14 protein-coding genes and 2 pseudogenes are annotated in these 17579 nt (G+C 64.5%); 9 read left to right on the forward strand and 7 right to left on the reverse strand.

The window, feature by feature from the left end; all coding sequences use genetic code 11:
• Positions 1–198: 198 nt before the first annotated feature.
• The 7 genes and pseudogenes from BLU62_RS27295 to BLU62_RS27325 form a co-directional block, all read right to left on the reverse strand.
• Positions 199–993 (reverse strand): annotated as a pseudogene (locus BLU62_RS27295) (MCE family protein); the annotation flags it as partial.
• A gap of 47 nt (positions 994–1040) precedes the next feature.
• Positions 1041–2183, reverse strand: a complete 1143-nt coding sequence (locus BLU62_RS27300) for an MCE family protein (protein ID WP_074853509.1) — start codon at positions 2181–2183, stop codon at positions 1041–1043.
• Positions 2180–3187, reverse strand: coding sequence for an MCE family protein (locus BLU62_RS27305; RefSeq protein ID WP_084811980.1), 1008 nt, complete (start codon positions 3185–3187; stop codon positions 2180–2182). The genes BLU62_RS27300 and BLU62_RS27305 overlap by 4 nt, the downstream gene beginning before the upstream one ends.
• The gene (locus BLU62_RS27310) at positions 3184–4197 is read right to left on the reverse strand and encodes an MCE family protein (protein ID WP_074853511.1); all 1014 of its coding nucleotides are present in this window, start codon (positions 4195–4197) and stop codon (positions 3184–3186) included. Before BLU62_RS27310 ends, BLU62_RS27305 begins: the two co-directional genes overlap by 4 nt.
• Entirely contained in the window at positions 4194–5360 is a 1167-nt protein-coding gene (locus tag BLU62_RS27315) for an MCE family protein (RefSeq protein ID WP_074853513.1), read from the reverse strand. The genes BLU62_RS27310 and BLU62_RS27315 overlap by 4 nt, the downstream gene beginning before the upstream one ends.
• Positions 5360–6139, reverse strand: coding sequence for an MlaE family ABC transporter permease (locus tag BLU62_RS27320; protein WP_074854281.1), 780 nt, complete (start codon positions 6137–6139; stop codon positions 5360–5362). Before BLU62_RS27320 ends, BLU62_RS27315 begins: the two co-directional genes overlap by 1 nt.
• A gap of 112 nt (positions 6140–6251) precedes the next feature.
• Positions 6252–7013, reverse strand: coding sequence for an MlaE family ABC transporter permease (locus BLU62_RS27325; RefSeq protein WP_055474516.1), 762 nt, complete (start codon positions 7011–7013; stop codon positions 6252–6254).
• A 437-nt stretch (positions 7014–7450) separates the two neighbouring features.
• On the opposite strand from BLU62_RS27325, the gene BLU62_RS27330 reads away from it, so the two are divergent.
• The 9 genes and pseudogenes from BLU62_RS27330 (at position 7451) to BLU62_RS27375 (ending at position 17554) form a co-directional block, all read left to right on the forward strand.
• The gene (locus tag BLU62_RS27330) at positions 7451–8569 is read left to right on the forward strand and encodes an NDMA-dependent alcohol dehydrogenase (protein ID WP_074853515.1); all 1119 of its coding nucleotides are present in this window, start codon (positions 7451–7453) and stop codon (positions 8567–8569) included.
• Positions 8570–8739: 170 nt separating this feature from the next.
• Positions 8740–9006, forward strand: coding sequence for a hypothetical protein (locus BLU62_RS27335; RefSeq protein WP_074853516.1), 267 nt, complete (start codon positions 8740–8742; stop codon positions 9004–9006).
• Positions 9007–9386: 380 nt separating this feature from the next.
• The gene (locus BLU62_RS27340) at positions 9387–9704 is read left to right on the forward strand and encodes a 2Fe-2S iron-sulfur cluster-binding family protein (protein ID WP_074853518.1); all 318 of its coding nucleotides are present in this window, start codon (positions 9387–9389) and stop codon (positions 9702–9704) included.
• A gap of 500 nt (positions 9705–10204) precedes the next feature.
• The gene (locus BLU62_RS34580; RefSeq protein ID WP_342028659.1) at positions 10205–10630 is read left to right on the forward strand and encodes a PaaI family thioesterase; all 426 of its coding nucleotides are present in this window, start codon (positions 10205–10207) and stop codon (positions 10628–10630) included.
• A pseudogene (locus BLU62_RS27350) lies at positions 10627–11603 on the forward strand (quinone oxidoreductase family protein). Before BLU62_RS34580 ends, BLU62_RS27350 begins: the two are co-directional and overlap by 4 nt.
• Before the next feature lie 268 nt (positions 11604–11871).
• Positions 11872–13026, forward strand: coding sequence for an acyl-CoA dehydrogenase family protein (locus BLU62_RS27355; RefSeq protein ID WP_074853520.1), 1155 nt, complete (start codon positions 11872–11874; stop codon positions 13024–13026).
• The gene (locus tag BLU62_RS27360) at positions 13023–13811 is read left to right on the forward strand and encodes an SDR family NAD(P)-dependent oxidoreductase (protein WP_074853522.1); all 789 of its coding nucleotides are present in this window, start codon (positions 13023–13025) and stop codon (positions 13809–13811) included. The genes BLU62_RS27355 and BLU62_RS27360 overlap by 4 nt, the downstream gene beginning before the upstream one ends.
• Positions 13812–13987: 176 nt before the next feature.
• The gene (locus BLU62_RS27365) at positions 13988–15640 is read left to right on the forward strand and encodes an AMP-binding protein (RefSeq protein WP_074853524.1); all 1653 of its coding nucleotides are present in this window, start codon (positions 13988–13990) and stop codon (positions 15638–15640) included.
• Positions 15641–16411: 771 nt separating this feature from the next.
• Positions 16412–17554 carry an LLM class flavin-dependent oxidoreductase gene (locus tag BLU62_RS27375; protein ID WP_074853526.1) on the forward strand — a complete coding sequence of 381 codons (1143 nt, stop codon included), beginning with the start codon at positions 16412–16414 and terminating at the stop codon, positions 17552–17554.
• Positions 17555–17579 lie beyond the last annotated feature (25 nt).

Raw genomic sequence — 17579 nt, forward strand, 5'->3', positions numbered from 1 at the left:
TCCCCGCGCCGGCGCCTGGTTGGGCGCGCGGGTGATGCTCGGGATGACGGTCTTCGCGAGCTTGTCCGCGCTGATGTCCAGAGTGAGGAACAGGTTCATGTAGTCCCCGCGCAATCCCTTGTGCGCCGTGCTGACCGGGAACGGGATGGTCAGCGCGATCTTCAGCGCCTCGGTGAGGTTGCTGCCGGAGTTCGCCAGCTGCCCGAGGATCGGTGGCAGCGCCGAGATGTCACCCGCCAGGTCGTCGCGACTGCGGTTGAGTATCCCGGTTGCGGCGTCACCGAATTGACCGAGCGAACCCAGCATCTGCACGAGCTGGCCCTCCTGTTCGTTGAGGATGTCCAGCGCGGGCTGGATGGAGTCGATACCGGCCGAGATGGTCTGCTTCTGGTTCTGGAGTTCGTCGGTGAGTCGTGCGAGGGAATCGAGGGCGCGTTGAATGTCCCGGCGCTGATCGGACAGGCCCGACACAAAGGTGTTCAAGCGGGTCACCAGACTTCGGGTGGTGTCCTCCCGGCCGTTGACTACGCGGTCGAGCTGACCGGTGATGGTACGTAGCTGCTGGAGGCCGGAACCGTTGAGAACCAACGACAGCGAAGACAAGACCTCCTCCACGGCGGGGTACTCGGACGTGTCCTCGAGAGGGATGGACATGCCGTCGCGCAACTGCCCACGGGCTGGTTGGTGGCCTGGCACGACCAGTTCGATGTATTGCGAGCCGAACAGGCTGGTCTGGGCCAGGCTCGCGCCGACGTTGGCCGGTACCTGCGAGTTGCCGTCGATCTCCAGGACAGCTTTCGCGATCCAGCCGTCGCGGGTGATCGAGCGGATGTTGCCCACGGTGACGTTCTCGAACTTCACCGGGGAGTTGCCGACGAGGTTCTGCACATCGGCGAACTGAACACTGACTTCGTAGGTGTCCGACGTGGAGGTGTTGCCGGGCAGTGCCCATGAGTTGACGCCATCGAAAGAGCAGGCACCACAGGAGGTCATGACGAGGAGTGCGCACGCAGCCGTGCGGAGTCGGTGCACTGTCGGTCTCACCTGTGTCCACCTCCCTGGATGCCGGTGCGAGTCGTGGCGGCCGCGGCGTTGCGATGCAGTTGGGTGATGGCGGTGCGGCACTGGTCGGCCGGCGCATTCACCGTGGTGAGCAGTGCACAGATCAACGAACGCGGATCCGGGATGTCGGGTATGCCCAGCGCACCCGTCAGCGAGTTCGCCTTAGGGTCATAGATGTTGTAGAAGTCCGACAACGCGGTGGGCAGCCCGTGCAGAATCTCGGCCAGAGTGTCCATGCGCTTGACGAGCAGACCGGAGATGGTGTTGGCCTTGCCGACGTCACGCAGTAGCGCGGCCCGGTTGGTGTCGAGAAATGTCTTCACTCTGTCGAACGTGCCGTTCAGGCTGGCCAGCAGGGAGGCCAGTTCGGTGCGATTGTCGGCGAGAACGGTGGAGAAGCCGGCGAGCTGGTTGGTGAAAGCTGATATCTGCTGGTCGGATTCGGACAGCGAAGAGGTGACCGTGGACAGGTTGCGCACGGTGGCGAAGAGGTCGTTCCCACCGTCGTTGAGGGTGGTGGTCGCTTTCGACAGCTGAGTCAAGGCATCGCGGAGCAGTGAGCCGTTCCCTTTCAGCGTGGATGCGCTGGCATCAAGGAACCTGTTGAGTGAGCCCTGCTGATCGGTGGTGGACGGACCGAGGTCGTCGGACAACTGCACCAGTTGTTGCTTGATCTCGTCGAACTCGACTGGTGTGGCGGTGTTCCGGACCGAGATCGACGAATCATCAGCCATCTGTGGCCCGCCGGTGTAGGCCGGGGCCAGCTGAACATACCGTCCCGACACCAGGGTCGGTGCGATGATCGCGGCCCGGGCATCGGCTGGGACCGGGTGGCCGTCCTCGACGGTGACATCGACTTTCACGCCGTCGGGCCGGGGTTCGATGGCATCGACGGTTCCCACCGGAACCCCGAGGATCATCACTCGGTCGCCGACGTAGAGGCCCGCCGAATTGCGGAAAGTGATCGACAGGCTGGTGGAGCCCGAGCGCACGTTGTACATCGCCGTGACAACGGCCACGATGGCGATCGCCACCAGCACGACCAGCACCTTGCCCGGTAGGGAGCCGGCCGCCGAGGTGGCCGATCGTTTCTGTTGGCCTGCCTTGTGTCGTCGGATCATCGCGGGGCTCCTGGGCTCAAGGGTGTCTGCCCGCTGAGGGTGGCGGGCACGATGTTCTGGAGGAGGACGTTGAAGAAGGGGCCGGTGCCCACCGCCTCACCCAACTGGAAGGTGAAGGTCTTCAGGCCGGAGATCGACCGGTCGATGTTCTGGTAGTTGCGATTGAGCAGATCGAGAACCGAATTGAGTTGGTCCAGGGTCGGCTTCATCGACAGCCGGACATCGGCGGAGAGGCCGTCGAGGGCGTCGGAGATCTGCTGGGCCTGCACGATGACACGGTGAATGGTGTTGGCGCGCTGGTTGAGCGCCGTGAAGAGGGCTGCACCCTGACCCATCATCGCCGAGATCTGGGTATTTCGGTCAGCGAGGACGGAGGTGGTCTGGGCGGAGTTCTCGAGTAGGCTGCGCAACTCCTGGTCGCGGGACGCGATGGTGGTGGACAGCCGGGTGACACCCTGCAGCGAACTGCGAAGGTCGTCGGGCAGCGCGTTCTGGATGCCGCTGAGCTGATCGAGGGCGACCGACAACGTCTCCTTGTCGGTGCGTGACACCCGCTGGGTGAGTTCCTGCAGACTGGTGGTGATGTCATAGCCGGAGGCGGTGCGGGTCAGGGGAATGACCGCACCATCCGCCAGCGACCCCGAGCCGGCTGGGGTGAGATCGACATATCTCTGACCGAGCGCGGTTTTCACTCGGATGGCTGCTGAGGTCTCGGTGCCGAGCCGCTGCTGGCGGGTGTCGACGTCCATCGTCACCGCCACCTTGTTGCCGCTGAGTCCGATCTTGCTGACCGTGCCGACCTCGACTCCGGCAATCATCACCGGGTCCCCGGTCATCAGGCCGCTCGCGTCACCGAACTCGCCGACAATGGTGTCGTGAGAGTTGACGACCGGCAGGGACCGGAAGTTGAAGGAGAGAACCAGAATCACGATGATCGCGAGCGTTCCGACCACACCGAGCGTGACAGGGTTGCGCTCGGTCATGGACTTGTGGATGTCGATCACGGGTGGCACCTCGTGGCGGGAGCGGTGAACATCGGGGTCTGGTCGGCACTGCCCGGTCCGTACTTGATGGCCAGACCGCAGACGAAGAAGTTGACGAAGCTGCCATAGGACGATGCCCGCGCAGTCAGGCGGTAGGTCTCGGGAAGAGAACCGAGGATCATCGACAGCGTGTCGGCGCTGGTGTTGAGGTTGCCGGACAGCCGGCCGAGATCGCCCACACCGGCCGCCAGGTCCGGTCGGACCGAGCTGACGATGTCGCCGAGCGCGGCGGTGAGACCGTCGATCTTCACCAGCGATCCGCTGATCGATCCGCGGTCCCGGGACAGATCACGAACCAGCATGGCCAGTCCGTCGATCAGGTTGTCGAACTTCTGGTGACGACTGTTGATGGTCGAGAGCACCTCGTTGAAGTTGGTGATGATCCGGCCGATCGCCTCATTGCGGTCGGCCAAGGAGGTGGTCAGGACCGTGAGCTGGTCGACGAGGGTCGAGACGGCCGTCTCCTGTCCGTTGAGGACGGCGATCAGCGAGGTCGCCAGGCTGTTCGCCTGGTTCGGATCCAGTCCCTGCAGAAGGGGTTTGAATCCGTTGACCACCTGGTCGATATCGAGGGCCGGGGTGGTATTTGCCAGCGGGATGGCCTCGCCGCGATCAAGCCAGACCATCTCGCCGCTGCCCTGGCGCAGTTCGAGGAAGCGGTCACCGATCAGGTTCTTGTAGCGGATCAGCGCCTGGGTGCCGCGGGTCAGGCGGATGTCCTCGTCGACGTCGAAGGTGACGACGGCATTACCGGACCCGTCGAGTTCGACACCGTCGACCGTTCCGACCGGTACACCGGCGATCCGGACCTCCGAACCACCGGAGACACCCGACGCCGTGCTGAACACGGCGCGGTAGGTCTCCGTCGGTCCGAACCGCAGGTTGCCGGCCAGGACCGCCACGAAGGCCCCCGAGATCAGGGTGACGACGAGGAACGCGGACAACTTGAGGAGGATGGCGGTGAGTTTCATCGGTCGACTCCGTACAGCATTGTGGCCAGGGGATTCCCGATCAGGTCGTCGGGACTGTCGATGGGCCGGTAGGCGTCGCTGCCGTCGTCGAAGGCGATGTGCGGGGTCGGCGAGGACGAACTGGCGTAGCAACTCGGCGAGGTGCCGGACAATCCGACCTTCGGGAGGTTCTCCGGGTAGGTGTAAGGCGGGTTACCCATCAACAGGGTGCTGGCGACGTTCAGGCCCGGTCGGGCGCTGCCGCCGACGGTCCGTTCGAGAAAGCGGTTGGTCTGGGCCAGGTTGGACAGGAAGCATGGGTAGATCGGACTGAACTCGGACAGCAGGTTCAGCGGCGCGTTGAGTGAACGCGCGGCTCTCTGCAGTGGAACTCCGCCGCGGACGAACAGGTCCCGGCCCGCCTGACCGAAGTCGCTGAAGCTCAGTACGAAGGCGGCGAACTGCGCCTGATTGTCTGTCAGAGTCCGTGCGGTGACCGACGCCTGACGCACCGTGGACATCAATTCCGGCGCCGCCGAGGCCAACCGGTCGACGACGCCGGCGCCGAGCCGCAGGTCGTCTCGTAGCTGCGGGAGGTAGGGGTTGAAGTCGCGTAGATAGCTGTCGAGCTGATCGACGAGAGTGCCGACCTGGTCGCCGGTACCTGCCAAGGCTGTCGAGAGGTTGGCCGTGGTGGTGGAGACCTTCTCCGGGTTGATCTCCTGCAGCACACTGACGAGCGAGGTGAGCAGATCGTTGACCTCGGTGGTGACGGTCGTCGTGCGGATCACCTCCCCACCGGTGAGATGGGTACTGGCCTCGTTCGGCGGGGGTACCAAGGTGACGAACTTGCGGCCGAGCAGCGTCGTCGGGTCGATGGCGGCAGTGATGTTGGACGGAATACGCAGGGCCTGGCCGGTTTCCATGGCCAACTTCATGTGGACCTGGTTGTCCCGTAGCGAAATGTGTTGGACCCGGCCGACCACGACGCCGTGCAGTTTCACGTCGCTACCTTCTTCGAGCATCAGGCCCGACCGGTCGGTGACGAGCGTGATGCCGGTGGTCTTGTTGAATGCACCCCGGTAAAGGCTGATCGACAGCGTGACCGCACCGATGATCGCGACGATCAGCAACACGCCGAGCGCCACATTGGCGCGTCGACTCAGTTCTGCGAAGTGATTCATCAGCCGGACACCTTTACCGCACCGGAGGGGCCGCCGTAGACGGCTAGACCGACCAGGAGGTCGATGAGCATGACGGCGATGAGAGAGGTGCGCACCGCCCGCCCGACCGCGACCCCCACGCCGGCGGGACCGCCACGAGCGTTGTACCCGTGATAACAGTGCACGCACATCACCACGACCGCCATGATCAGTACCTTGACCGCCGACCACAGCACATCTTTGGGGATCAGGAACACACTGAAGTAGTGCGCATACGTGCCACTGGCTTGCCCGTACAGAACCACGGTGACGAATTGTGTTGCGGCGTAACCCACGATGAGTGAAACGGCATAGAGCGGAATGACGGCGATCGTGCCGGCTATCAGCCGGGTGGTGACGAGGAAGGGCAACGACGGGATGGACATGGTCTCGAGAGCGTCGATCTCCTCGCTGACCCGCATCGCGCCGAGTTGTGCGGTGAAACCGGCACCGACGGTGGCGGTCAAAGCGATACCCGCGATCGCAGGGATCGCTTCACGCGTATTGAAGAAGGCAGAGATGAACCCGGCGAACGCGCCGAGGCCGATCCGTCCAAGTGAGGACGCGCCCTGCTGGCCGACCTCGTAACCCACGGCGACCGACAGCATCGCCACGATCACCACGGTGCCGCCGATCACCGCCAATGCGCCGCTGCCCATGGACACTTCAGCGAGAAGCCGGAGCACCTCGAGGCGATAGCGATTGATGGTTCGAGGGATCGCGGCAACGCTCTGGCCGTAGAACGAGAGCTGCTTGCCCATGCCGTCGAGCACCCCGACGGGGACCTCGGCGGCACGTTGTGTCACCCGACGATCCGGCCTCGGGTGGGACGGCTCTGTGTCGTAGTCATGTGAGTTCCTTCGGTCGGTTCGGTCAGTGCAGGGCGATCGTCGTGATGACCGAATTCGCAAGGAAGAGCAAAAGGAAGGAGAAAACGACCGTCTGGTTCACGGCATCTCCGACGCCTTTGGGGCCGCCTTTCACGTTGAGGCCCAGATGGCAGGCCACCAGTCCGGCAAGGAGGCCGAACACCCCGGCCTTGATCTCACTGACGAAGAAATCGGGCAGACCGGTGATGACGGAGATGCTGGTGATGTACTGGCCGGGGGACGCGCCCTGCAGGTAGACGGTGGAGATGTACCCGCCGACGATTCCGACCGCCGACACGAGTCCGTTCAGCAGAATCGCGACCAGCGTGGAAGCGACAACCCTTGGGACGCAGAGACGTTGGATCGGGTCGATGCCGAGGACTCGCATCGCGTCGATCTCCTCGCGGATAGTGCGGGAGCCCAGGTCCGCGCAGATCGCCGTCGATCCTGCCCCGGCGACCACGAGAACCGTGATCACCGGCCCGATTTCACGGATGATTGCGACGCCGGCCCCGGCTCCGCTGAGGTCCACCGCACCTACCTCGGCGAGCAGGATGTTGATCTCATAGACGAACATCATGCAGAACGGGATCGACATCGCCAGCGCCGGAAAGATCGATATCGAGGCGATGAACCAAGCCTGCGCGAGGAACTCCCGCGTCTGGAATCGCGACGTCACCAAATAGCGCAGCGTCTCCAATGAGGTGGCATAGAAGCCGCCCACCGCCTTGGGCAAGACGGTACTTCCCGTTCGAAGCGCACGCATTCTTCGAGACCCAACATCGACGACGGTCACACCACACCTCTTCTATGAATGCTCCGGCACCCGGGGCCGGGCGGTACATCCCCGTTGGGCTGAGCGACGCGACTACGCGTCGGCGGGAGATGTGCGCCGGTTCACAAATGGTCCCGGCTGTGATGTCACGCTAGCCAGCACCGCACTGATGCGGGAACCCCCGCGCTGGGGATATCGGCGCTCCCCCTGCCGAGGGAGCGGGGTGATGTCGGTGTACCGCCGCGACGCGTGGTGGTCGGCCCACTCACTCGGTGGGGGAGGAAGGAACCCCCACTGGGGTGATGTGCGTCACCCCTGGGGTTGCCATCCTGATCGTAGGCAGTGGGTGGGTTCGCGTTCTCCGCTGTCGCGTCCGCACAGCCGGCGGGTATCGGCGTGGACGAGTTCACAACACAAGGAGTTCCTCTATGAAGACGCGCGGAGCGGTGCTACGTCAGGCGCCCGGAAAATTCGAGATCACCGACCTGGTCCTCGACGACCCACGGCAGAACGAGATTCGGGTGAAGATGGTCGCGTCGGGCCTCTGCCACTCCGACGACCATATGGCCACCGGAGACCTGCCGGTTGCGGTCTACCCGGTGTGCGGTGGTCACGAGGGGGCGGGGATCGTCGAATCCGTGGGCCCCAACACCCCTGGGTTCGAACCGGGTGACAAGGTCATCTTCTCGTTTCTGCCGGCCTGCGGTAAGTGCCGGTGGTGTTCGTCGGGGCATCAGAATCTCTGCGACCTGGGCGCGAACGTACTCGTCGGCTCGAGGTGGGAAGACCCCACCAGCTTCCGTCTGCAGCTCGAGGACGGGACACCGGTCGGTCAGGCCCTGGGCATCTCGACCTTCTCCGAATACACCACGGTGGCCGTTGATTCAGCCGTCAAGGTGCCCGACGACACGCCGCTGGAGAAGGCCTGCCTATTGGGCTGCGCCATCGGTACCGGCTGGGGCTCGGCGGTGCGGACCGGTGAGGTCAGTGCAGGCGACACCGTGCTGGTCTTCGGTGCGGGCGGCATCGGATCGGCCGCTGTACAGGGTGCCGCCCACGCCGGTGCCGCACGCGTCATCGTCGTCGAGCCGGTCGCATTCAAGCGGGACCAGTCGCTGACCTTCGGCGCGACCCACGCTGTCGCCACGGCCGAGGAAGGCATCGAGCTGGCCCAGTCGTTCACCAACGGACAGGGCGCCGACGTCGCCATAGTGACTGTCGGTGTGATCACCGGCGAGCATGTGGCACAGGCATTCTCGGGAATCCGGAAGCAGGGGAGCGTGGTGGTGACCGCGCTCGGTGACGCGACAGCGGTCGGACTGCCGATCTCGATCCTCGAACTGACTCTGTACGAGAAGAAGATCAAGGGCTCGCTGTTCGGGTCGTCGAACCCCCGGGCAGACATCCCCAAGCTGCTCGATCTGTACAGCGCCGGCTATCTCAAGCTCGACGAGATGATCACCACCGAGTACTCGCTCGACGACATCAACCAGGGTTACGAGGACATGCACGCGGGGACCAACATTCGCGGCGTGATCCGGTTCTGATCAGAGATCCGACGATGGTCGTCAGCCGCGAGCCCGGCCGAGGACCGGCGAGCGGTCGCCCAAGCGTGATGAGAGAAGCCTGACGATGTCAGGTCTCCTGCGCGTGCTTCTGCACAAGGCGGGCGGGCTTCGTCCCGAACGCCGTCCGTTGACGAATTGAGGAGGTTCATGTGTCTGCATCGGAGTCGTTCAGTGCTGCCAAGCCCTCGGAGCTCGTCCGATTCGCCCTGGCCTGGGCGCCTTTCGAGGACCCCGTCGAGGAGATCTTTGTGACCTTCGGCATCAGCTCGTCCGTCTTCTACGAGCGGGTCCTCGAGGTACTGACCGCAGGTGGGGTGCAACTGGATGTCGGACGGAGCGCAGCCCTCGTCCAGCATTGTCGGGACCGCTTGCGGCGGAAAGTGTTCGATGACGGTCGGGCGCGGTCGGTCGCGTAGGGATTCCTGGACAGCAGTGGTGCCCCCGGCCGTCGCGGTCGGGGCACCACTGGTTGTCCGAGCAGGCGACGTCACGCGAGGAAGACCGATGTCCGACCACTCCGACGAACTCGCCCGGCCGGATGGCGGCGGCCCGTACATCGGGTGTGGCGAAGGCTCGCGGCGACGATCTCGACGAGAACAGACACCCCTTGTGAAGCTCGTGGGGCACCTCCGGCACGGAATCACCCCGATGAGGTCCGGGTTGTACCCCGTTCTGGTGATGACGAAGAGCATCGAGGTCCGCACACTTATGTATCAGGCGCGGTTTCTGCTGCGCATCAACCCATTCTCGTGAGGTCGGTGGATTCCGATACCTCACCCCGAGACCAGGAGGCCCAATGGCACATGTCGTCTACCACCTGCCTGACGGCACTGTCAGCGCGGTGAACGTTCCCACCGGACAAAGCGTGATGGACGGGTCGGTGCGCAACAACTTGCCCGGCATCGTCGCCGAGTGCGGCGGGTGCTGCTCGTGCGCCACTTGTCACGTGCTGCTGCCCGAATCCAGTGCGGGGTTGTTCCCGGAGCCCACCGACGAAGAGGCCGAACTCGTCGAGTTCCTCGACGGTGCGCAACCCAACTCGCGTCTGTCGTGCCAGTTGATCATCGAAGACCAGGATGAGGTGCACGTCGAGGTCGTGGACTCGAACCTGTGACCGGCGCCGAGTGGGACCGCTCCCGCCTTGCTTTTTAGGTCAGACCTTTTTATCGTGGGCGAGCACGGGCACGCGGACAGGAGGCTGACGCAATGGCGAGTGGACGAGACCTCGGTCCGTACTCGACGTGACCGCGACACAGTCGTCTCCCGAGTTCGTTCTCGCCGGGGCCGAAGCCCTGCTGCGCGTCAGTGCGGTGAGGCTTTCAGCACAGCGAGCCGAGCTGTCCGTCCCTGCCGGGGGTGGTTCGCGGACCCGATCGCCGGGCGCTGCCGATCGGCACTCGGTGTTCCGCTCGACGATGTCACCGGCTATGTGGTCGCGTCCGGAGCACCGCCCGGTCGGTGGCCGGTGAGTCTCGGAATCCGGCTGGATTTCCTCACCGACCCGCCGGTCGATGGACCACCGATGTCGGTGACGGGTGAACTCATCGCACGTGACCACGCGAGCGGGACCACCCGCGGCAGTGTCGTCGGGGGCACGGTGAACTCATCGCGCTGGTGACCCAGCGTTCGCATCTCGTGAGCGTCACCGCAACTCCGGCCAATGTCGCCACCACGTTCGACGTGCCGACCGCCGACGTGCCGGTCTCCGAGGCCCTTGGACTGCGTGATCGCGCGGCGGGACACGTCGAGATGCCGCCGAATGAGCTGGCCGCCAACGCAATGGGCAACGTGCATGGTGGTGTGCTCCTGATCGGGTCGGAAGTCGCCGCGATGTCGGCGCTCGAGGCGTCAGGTGAATTCCGAACCACCAGCATCGACATCGCGTACGTCCGCCCGGGTGACGGCCGAAATACGGTCACCTTTGGCGCCGAGGTCCTGCACCGAGGCCGTTCGGTGGCAGTCATCGCAGTGACGGCGTTCAACTCTTCAGGCAAACCATGCTCGAACGCCACCGTCGTCGTACAACGGAGGAGACCATGAAGTCCATTGTCATGTCGCGGTTCGGTGGGGCGGAAGAGCTGGTGGCTGCCAACGCACCCGACCCCGTTGCGCGCGATGGATGGGTTGTGGTGAAAGTTGCTGCCGCCGCGCTGAATTGGCACGACATCTTGGTTCGACGTGGACAGTACCGTTCACCGCTGCCGCACACGCCGGGCGCCGATGGTGCGGGTGTGCGTACCGATACCGGCGAAGAGGTCGTGATCCTACCGTCGCTGTTCTGGGGTGAGCGGACCGCCGCACCGGGGCCCGACTTCGAGATCCTCGGCGACTCCACGCCGGGTACCTACGCCGAGTACGTCAGCGTTCCCGAGGAGTGTCTGGCGTCCAAACCCGCCGGTTACTCCTGGGAGCAGGCGGCCGCGCTCGGTCTGGTCGGGGTCACCGCCTTCCGTGCCCTGTTCACCCGCGCGGGACTCGCGGCGGGGGAGTCGTTACTCATCATCGGAGCCGGCGGCGGTGTGTCGACGATGGCGCAGGCACTGTCGAACGCCGCGGGCGCCACCACCTTCGTGACCGCATCGTCGCCGGCAAAGCTCGAACGCGCACAGGTAGGCGGCGCCGAGGGGGTGTCCTGCACACCGACGACGACTGGCCGCAGCGAGCCAGGAAGGCATCCCCGGGCGGTCAGGGGTTCGACGTGATTCTCGACCCGGTGGGTCTCTGGGACCGGTCGCTGGGCGCCCTGCGATCCGGGGGCCGACTGGTGGTCCTGGGCGCCAATGTCGCCGAGCAGGCAACCCTGCCGGTGCGACCCTACTTCTTCGGTCAGTACAGCCTGCTCGGGACGACGATGGGAAGTCCAGCGGACTTCAGTGGACTGCTCGACCTCGTGGCGGCCGGAAAGGTTGCGCCGCCCCCGATCTCGCGCACATTCCCCCTCGCCGACGCCGCCGAGGCGCATCGTCGGCTCGAGGCCGGCGGCGAGTTCGGCAAGGTCGTCCTGCTCCCATAGGGCAGACCGGCGGCCCACGGGGTTTTCGGTCTCACCCATGCGGTGTCGGCCTGACGAGGTGGGGTCTGCACTCATGCCCGCGTATCGCGGGCGTTGCTTTTGCGCGCAGTAGCAATCGCGGGCCTGCCATGTCCTCGTCGGGAGAGAAGCCTATCGAGTTTTGGTCAGACCCTTGATCCTTATGTAATGAACGACCTATAGTTGTGGGACACAGTAGATGGTGTCCTCCCGATGGGACGACACACGGATGAGGATGTAGAGCAGCCTGATGGTCTCGTTCGAGTTTTCCCCTGAGCATTCCGCCTTCGCGGACACACTCAACACATTCGCCACGCGGGAACTGCTGCCGCAGTACCGTGATCGCAGCGCGTCCACCGAGTTCCCGTTCGAGGCGTTCAAACAGCTCGGCGATCTCGGCGTACTCGGCATCGGCCTGCCCGACGAGTACGGCGGGACTGGCGAGGAGGACCCGGTTCTGCTCGGCCTCGCCACCGAGGTCCTCGCGGCCGGTGACGTCAACATCGCGTCCGCACCGGTGCAGATAGGCTTGGTCGGTTCACAGTTCCTGCACTGTGATCGGGCCGTGCAGGAGCGATATCTGCCACCACTGATCCGCGGTGAGGAAACCGTGGCCATCGCGCTCACCGAACCCGGCTCGGGGTCGGATGCGAGTGCGCTGCGGACCACGGCCCGGAAGGTCGACGGTGGTTGGCGCCTGAGCGGTGAGAAGACGGCGATCAGTTGGGCGATGAACGCGACCGCCACCCTGGTCTATGCCCGCACCCCCGGCACCACCCGGTCGCAGGGCATAAGTTGCTTCGTGGTTCCCATGGACAGCGAGGGCGTCACCGTCCATCACATGCTCGGAATGGGCTGTCTCCCATTGGGTTGGGGCTCGGTCCATCTCGACGACGTCTTCATTCCCGAGGACCACCTCGTGGGCGAGGAGGGTCGCGGATTCCACACCGTGATGAACCACTTCGACTTCAGTCGTGCGGCACTGGGCCTGCTGTGCCTCGGCGCCGCCCAACAGAGTCTCAACGAAGCGGTGCAGTACGCCAAGGACCGGCACACCTTCGGCAAACCGCTCAGCGACTACCAGGGGGTGTCGTTCCTGATCGCCGAGCACACGACGATGCTCGAGGCGGCCCGTTGGATCTGCTACAAGGCACTGTGGCTGCGGGCTACGGGTCAGCCGCACACCGCGCTCGCGTCGATGGGCAAATGGTGGCCCCCGCAGGTGGCCAAGAACGCCATCGAAGCCGCCATGCGCATTCACGGAAATCTCGGCTATGCTGCGGAATTTCCTCTGCAGCAACGGTATCGCGATGTCACGGCCTATCTGATCGCCGACGGTACGGCCGAGATCCAGAAACGCATCATCGCCGGCGATGTGTTCCGCCGAGGGACGGTGACGTTGTGAGCGGGCTGCCCATCGTCGTGAAGGAGACCGAGGACAGTGCCGCCCTGATCGTGGGCGGTACGGCCGGAATCGGTCTGCACAGCGCCATCGCGATGGCCGATGCCGGTGTCCGCCGGATCGCCCTCGTCGGGCGCACGGTGTCGCGCGGCGAGGACGCACGTGACCAGCTGGCCGCCCGGGGTGTTGACGCCCACTACCTGCCCGGCGACGCGCGGTCGGCGGAGGCGGCTGACGATATCGTGGCGCGGGCGCGTGAGGCGCTGGGCGGCCTCGACATCATGATGTGTACGACCGCCGCAGACACGCGTCCGGAACTGTTCAAAGACATTCCCGCGGAGACAATCCCGTCGATCCTCAATGATCTGGCGCTCCCGGCGATGTTCATGGCGGCAGCCGCGCTGCCGGGTATGCGCGAACAGCGAGGCGGGGTGATCATCAATGTCGCCTCCGACGCGGCGAAGACGGCCACCCCCGGCGAATCGGTCATCGGTGCCGCCAAAGCAGCCCTGGTGATGTTCACCCGCGTGCTCGCGATCGAGGAGAAGCGGCATGGCATCCGGGCCAACGTCCTGACACCGTCGCTGGTCCGCGGCACCGCATCCACGGAGCGGATCACCGAAGGCGGGTTCAGCGGAAAACTGTTCGCACGGGCTGCCGAGCAGGCCCATCTGGGTGTGGCCACCGCCGACGACATCGGCGCACTCGCGGGTTTCCTGGTCACCCCGGCGGCAGCGAAGCTCACCGGGCAGGCGATCAGCGTGAACGGTGGCATCTCCGCGGCGTGAGCTCGCCGGTCACCCGTCCGAGGGAGACACCGGGGGATATCAGGGGGGTGTGGCACAGAAAACGCCATGGCCGGATGGCAGCGGGATTAGCCTGCCCGGCAAGGACACGACGTCGGACGCCGAACCGGCACGTTGGAGACCGGTTGAGATCGATCACATCACGCGAGGAGCCCAGAATGGCCATCACCAAGAAAGCGGCAGACATTCGGCCGGAGGATCGTTACACCGCAGAACAGCTTACGACCTTCCGAACGCGCGGAGACTGGCGCGACGAGAACCTGGCTCAATGGGTTGACCACTGGGCTTCGACCCAACCCGATGTCATCGCGTTCTCCGACGGCGATGTCGAGATCACCTGGGCGCAACTCCGCCACCAAGGATATCGCCTGGGCGCCGAGCTGCGACGGCGTGGCATCGCGGCCGGCGACCGTATTCAGGTTCAACTCCCCAACTGGATCGAGTTCGCGGTCGCCTACGTAGGGATCTCTCGCATCGGTGCCGTACTGGTCCCGACGATGCCGATCTACCGGCACGACGAGGTCGAGTACATCGTCAATCATGCAAACGCCCGCATTGCGTTCGTAGCACATACATTTCGTGGTTTCGACTACACCGCCATGCACGCCGGCATCGCGGACCGGTGCCCGGGCCTGGAGGCAGTGGTGGCCGTGCGAGCCGATGACTCGTTCATCGGAACCCGCTGGGAGGACCTCATCGGCGACGGGCCCACGCCTGGTGACGACGAACTCGGCCCGCCGCCCACCGGAGACGACACCCACGCCATCATCTACACCTCAGGGACCGAATCACGCCCCAAGGGCTGTCAGCACACCTTCAACACCATCTCGTTCAGCCTGTACAACCTGTGCCGCGACATCATGGCGATGGGGCCCGGAGAGGTCATGTTTCAGCCGTCGCCGGTCACCCATGCCACCGGTTTGATGACCGGGGTATGCGGGCCCATCGTCCTCGGCGCGTCGGCGCATCTGATGCCCGCATGGGAGCCGGTCGACGGCCTGCGTCGTATCGAGAAGTTCGGATGCACGATGAGCATGACCGCGACACCGTTCGTGCGGATGTCACTCGACGCACTGGCACAGCACGACATCGACGTTACGTCGTTGCGAACCTGGGTCTGTGCCGGGGCGCCGATTCCCGAGTCTCTGCTGCGCGAGTGGCAGCAGACGATGCCGACCACCTCGCTGCTGCCGCTGTACGGCTGCAGCGAGGGCTTCATCATCACAGCGTGCAGCCCGACCGATCCCGGCGAGAAGATCGTTGGATCAGACGGCAAGGCATCGCCGGGTGTGTGGATCGAACTGCGTGACTCCGACGGCAAACCGGTCCCCGCGGGCACCGACGGCGAGATCTGTCACGGTGGGCCCGGCTTGATGCTGAGCTATTGGGACAATCCTGAACTCACTGCGCGCGATATCGATGCGCGTGGGATGAAGCGCTCCGGCGACATAGGCCGCATGGATGCCGACGGCTACCTACGTGTCACCGGACGCATCAAGGACCTGATCATCCGGGGCGGCACCAACATCTCCGCCCGTGAGATCGAGGACCACCTGGTCGCGCATCCGAGCGTCAGCGCGGCGGCGCTCGTCGGGTATCCCGACGAACGGCTCGGCGAACGGGCGTGTGCCTTCGTGGTGACCGTCGACGGTGCGTCGATCGATCTCGAAGAAGTCAGCCGCTACCTGCGGGATGAACGCATGATCGCGGTGCAGAAACTTCCGGAACGTCTCGTCGTCGTGGACGCACTGCCGATGACCGCTACCGGCAAGATCCAGAAGTTCGTCCTGCGCGACAAGCTCGCGGGTTGAACGTGGATGAGAATCTGCTGGCAAATGGGTTCGGGCCGAGCGGCTTCGAGACGGCGTCGTCGATGAGGTCCGCAAGATGCCGCTCGACCAAGATCCTTCGGCGAGTGAGCGCGCGGAACTGACCAGGCTGCGTGCCGACCTCGCCGGGAAAGCCCGTGATATCGCGTTCCTGAAGAGAGTATCGGCGTACTCTGCGGCAGCATCATCGGTGAGTCGTCTCGAACTCATCGCCGCGGAGTGCGCCAACGATGATGTCACGAAAATCGTTGCACTTCGCGGTGTTTCGCGGCCCGGATACTATGCATGGGCACATCGGCAACGACGCCGTGCCGAATCGACGCCGCGACAGCTGCGGCGCCGCGATCTGGAAGTGAAGATTCTGGCGCACGGGCAGGCCCCGCGACGCATCTACGGTTCCCCGCGCGTCACCGCCGATCTGCACGCCGAGGGAGTTGCGGTCCCGGAGAACACCGTCGCCAAGATCATTCAAGCCAACTGTGTCCACCTTTTCAGGGAACCTCAGTCGGCATGGACGAGCCCCGATCCGTGCCCGCAGTCGTCGCGACTGGGACTTGATCCCGGAACCGACCGGAAGCGGTCGACCCCATTGCTCGGTAGGTCTGTGATTCCGGTACCAGGGGCTGCGTTGCGCCTCGAACGGCTCTGGTCATCAGTGTCCCAATGAGCTACATCCCCTGATCGGTTTGCGGCCCAATCTGGAGTGTGCGGCATCACCGTCCGCTACATGGACAACCAATCAGGAGTCACACCATGGAATTCGGAGCGTTCCTCGCACCCTGGCACAAGGTAGGAACCGACGCCAACACCGCTATCCATCAAGACCTGCAGCTCGTGGAGCACATGGACCGTCTCGGGTTCGCAGAATTCTGGATCGGCGAGCACCACTCTGGCGGAGTGGAAATCGTGGCGTCACCGGAAATGTTCTTGGCGGCAGCCGCTCAGCGGACCGCACGGATAAAGCTGGGCCTGGGTGTGGTCTCGCTGCCTTACCACAATCCCTACATGGTCGCCGACCGGATCGTACTCCTGGACCATCTCAGCCGCGGCCGAGCGATTTTCGGTGCCGGCCCCGGACAGCTCGCCGACGATGCGCACATGATCGGCATCGATCCGGTGCAGAACCGGCGAAAGATGGAGGAGGCCTTCGACGTCATCCACCGTCTGTTGGCGGGTGAGACCGTCACGGAGCAGACCGACTGGTACACCCTGAAAGATGCGTACCTGCACGTCGCTCCGTACTCGGACATCCAGAAAGCGGTCACCGCGACCGTATCCCCCACCGGACCGAAGCTGGCCGGCAAGTACGGTGCCGGCATTCTGTCGCTGGCCGCCACAAACCCGGTCGGAGTCGAGCTACTCGCCGAACACTGGGGCATCGTCGAGCAGCTCGCATCCGAGAACGGTCGGGAGATTTCACGTGACCAATGGCGGTTGACCGGCCTCATGCATGTCGCCGAAACCGAGCAGCAGGCTCGCGACGACTGCCGGCACGGGCTGCTCGAATTGATGAACTACTTGTCCCACGTCACACCAGGGTTCGAGCAAGCCCCTGATGTCGACACGCTCATCGATGTGGTCAACGAGAGCGGCCTTGCGGTCATCGGGACGCCCGACATGGCGATCGCACAGGTCGAGCGACTCCAAGAGAAGTCCGGCGGGTTCGGGAAATTCCTCGTACTGCACGGAGAATGGGCACCTCAACCCGCCGCGCTGCGGAGCTTTGAGCTCATCGCCGAGCGAGTGTTCCCAGCCTTCAACGGATCACATGCTTCCCGCCAGCGTGGATTCGATCAGGTTGTCAACAGCAACCGCGCCGGCGCGGAGGCGACCGCAGCGGGCCAGGAAGAAGCCCGCAAGCGGTACGAGTCCGAGCGAAGTGTCGCAGTGTCGTAATAGTTGTCGCACTGAAGCAGCGGGG

The organism is Gordonia westfalica, from assembly GCF_900105725.1.
In the GTDB taxonomy this organism is placed as follows: domain Bacteria; phylum Actinomycetota; class Actinomycetes; order Mycobacteriales; family Mycobacteriaceae; genus Gordonia; species Gordonia westfalica.

What these genes read in the sequence shown, in the direction of transcription:
- BLU62_RS27375 (WP_074853526.1), top strand. Translation starts at nt 16,412, where the DNA reads ATGGAATTCGGAGCGTTCCTCGCACCCTGGCACAAGGTAGGAACCGAC.
- BLU62_RS27330 (WP_074853515.1), top strand. Translation starts at nt 7,451, where the DNA reads ATGAAGACGCGCGGAGCGGTGCTACGTCAGGCGCCCGGAAAATTCGAG.
- BLU62_RS27340 (WP_074853518.1), top strand. Translation starts at nt 9,387, where the DNA reads ATGGCACATGTCGTCTACCACCTGCCTGACGGCACTGTCAGCGCGGTG.
- BLU62_RS27325 (WP_055474516.1), bottom strand. Translation starts at nt 7,013, where the DNA reads ATGCGTGCGCTTCGAACGGGAAGTACCGTCTTGCCCAAGGCGGTGGGC.
- BLU62_RS27320 (WP_074854281.1), bottom strand. Translation starts at nt 6,139, where the DNA reads ATGGGCAAGCAGCTCTCGTTCTACGGCCAGAGCGTTGCCGCGATCCCT.
- BLU62_RS27310 (WP_074853511.1), bottom strand. Translation starts at nt 4,197, where the DNA reads ATGAAACTCACCGCCATCCTCCTCAAGTTGTCCGCGTTCCTCGTCGTC.
- BLU62_RS27315 (WP_074853513.1), bottom strand. Translation starts at nt 5,360, where the DNA reads ATGAATCACTTCGCAGAACTGAGTCGACGCGCCAATGTGGCGCTCGGC.
- BLU62_RS27365 (WP_074853524.1), top strand. Translation starts at nt 13,988, where the DNA reads ATGGCCATCACCAAGAAAGCGGCAGACATTCGGCCGGAGGATCGTTAC.
- BLU62_RS27355 (WP_074853520.1), top strand. Translation starts at nt 11,872, where the DNA reads ATGGTCTCGTTCGAGTTTTCCCCTGAGCATTCCGCCTTCGCGGACACA.
- BLU62_RS27300 (WP_074853509.1), bottom strand. Translation starts at nt 2,183, where the DNA reads ATGATCCGACGACACAAGGCAGGCCAACAGAAACGATCGGCCACCTCG.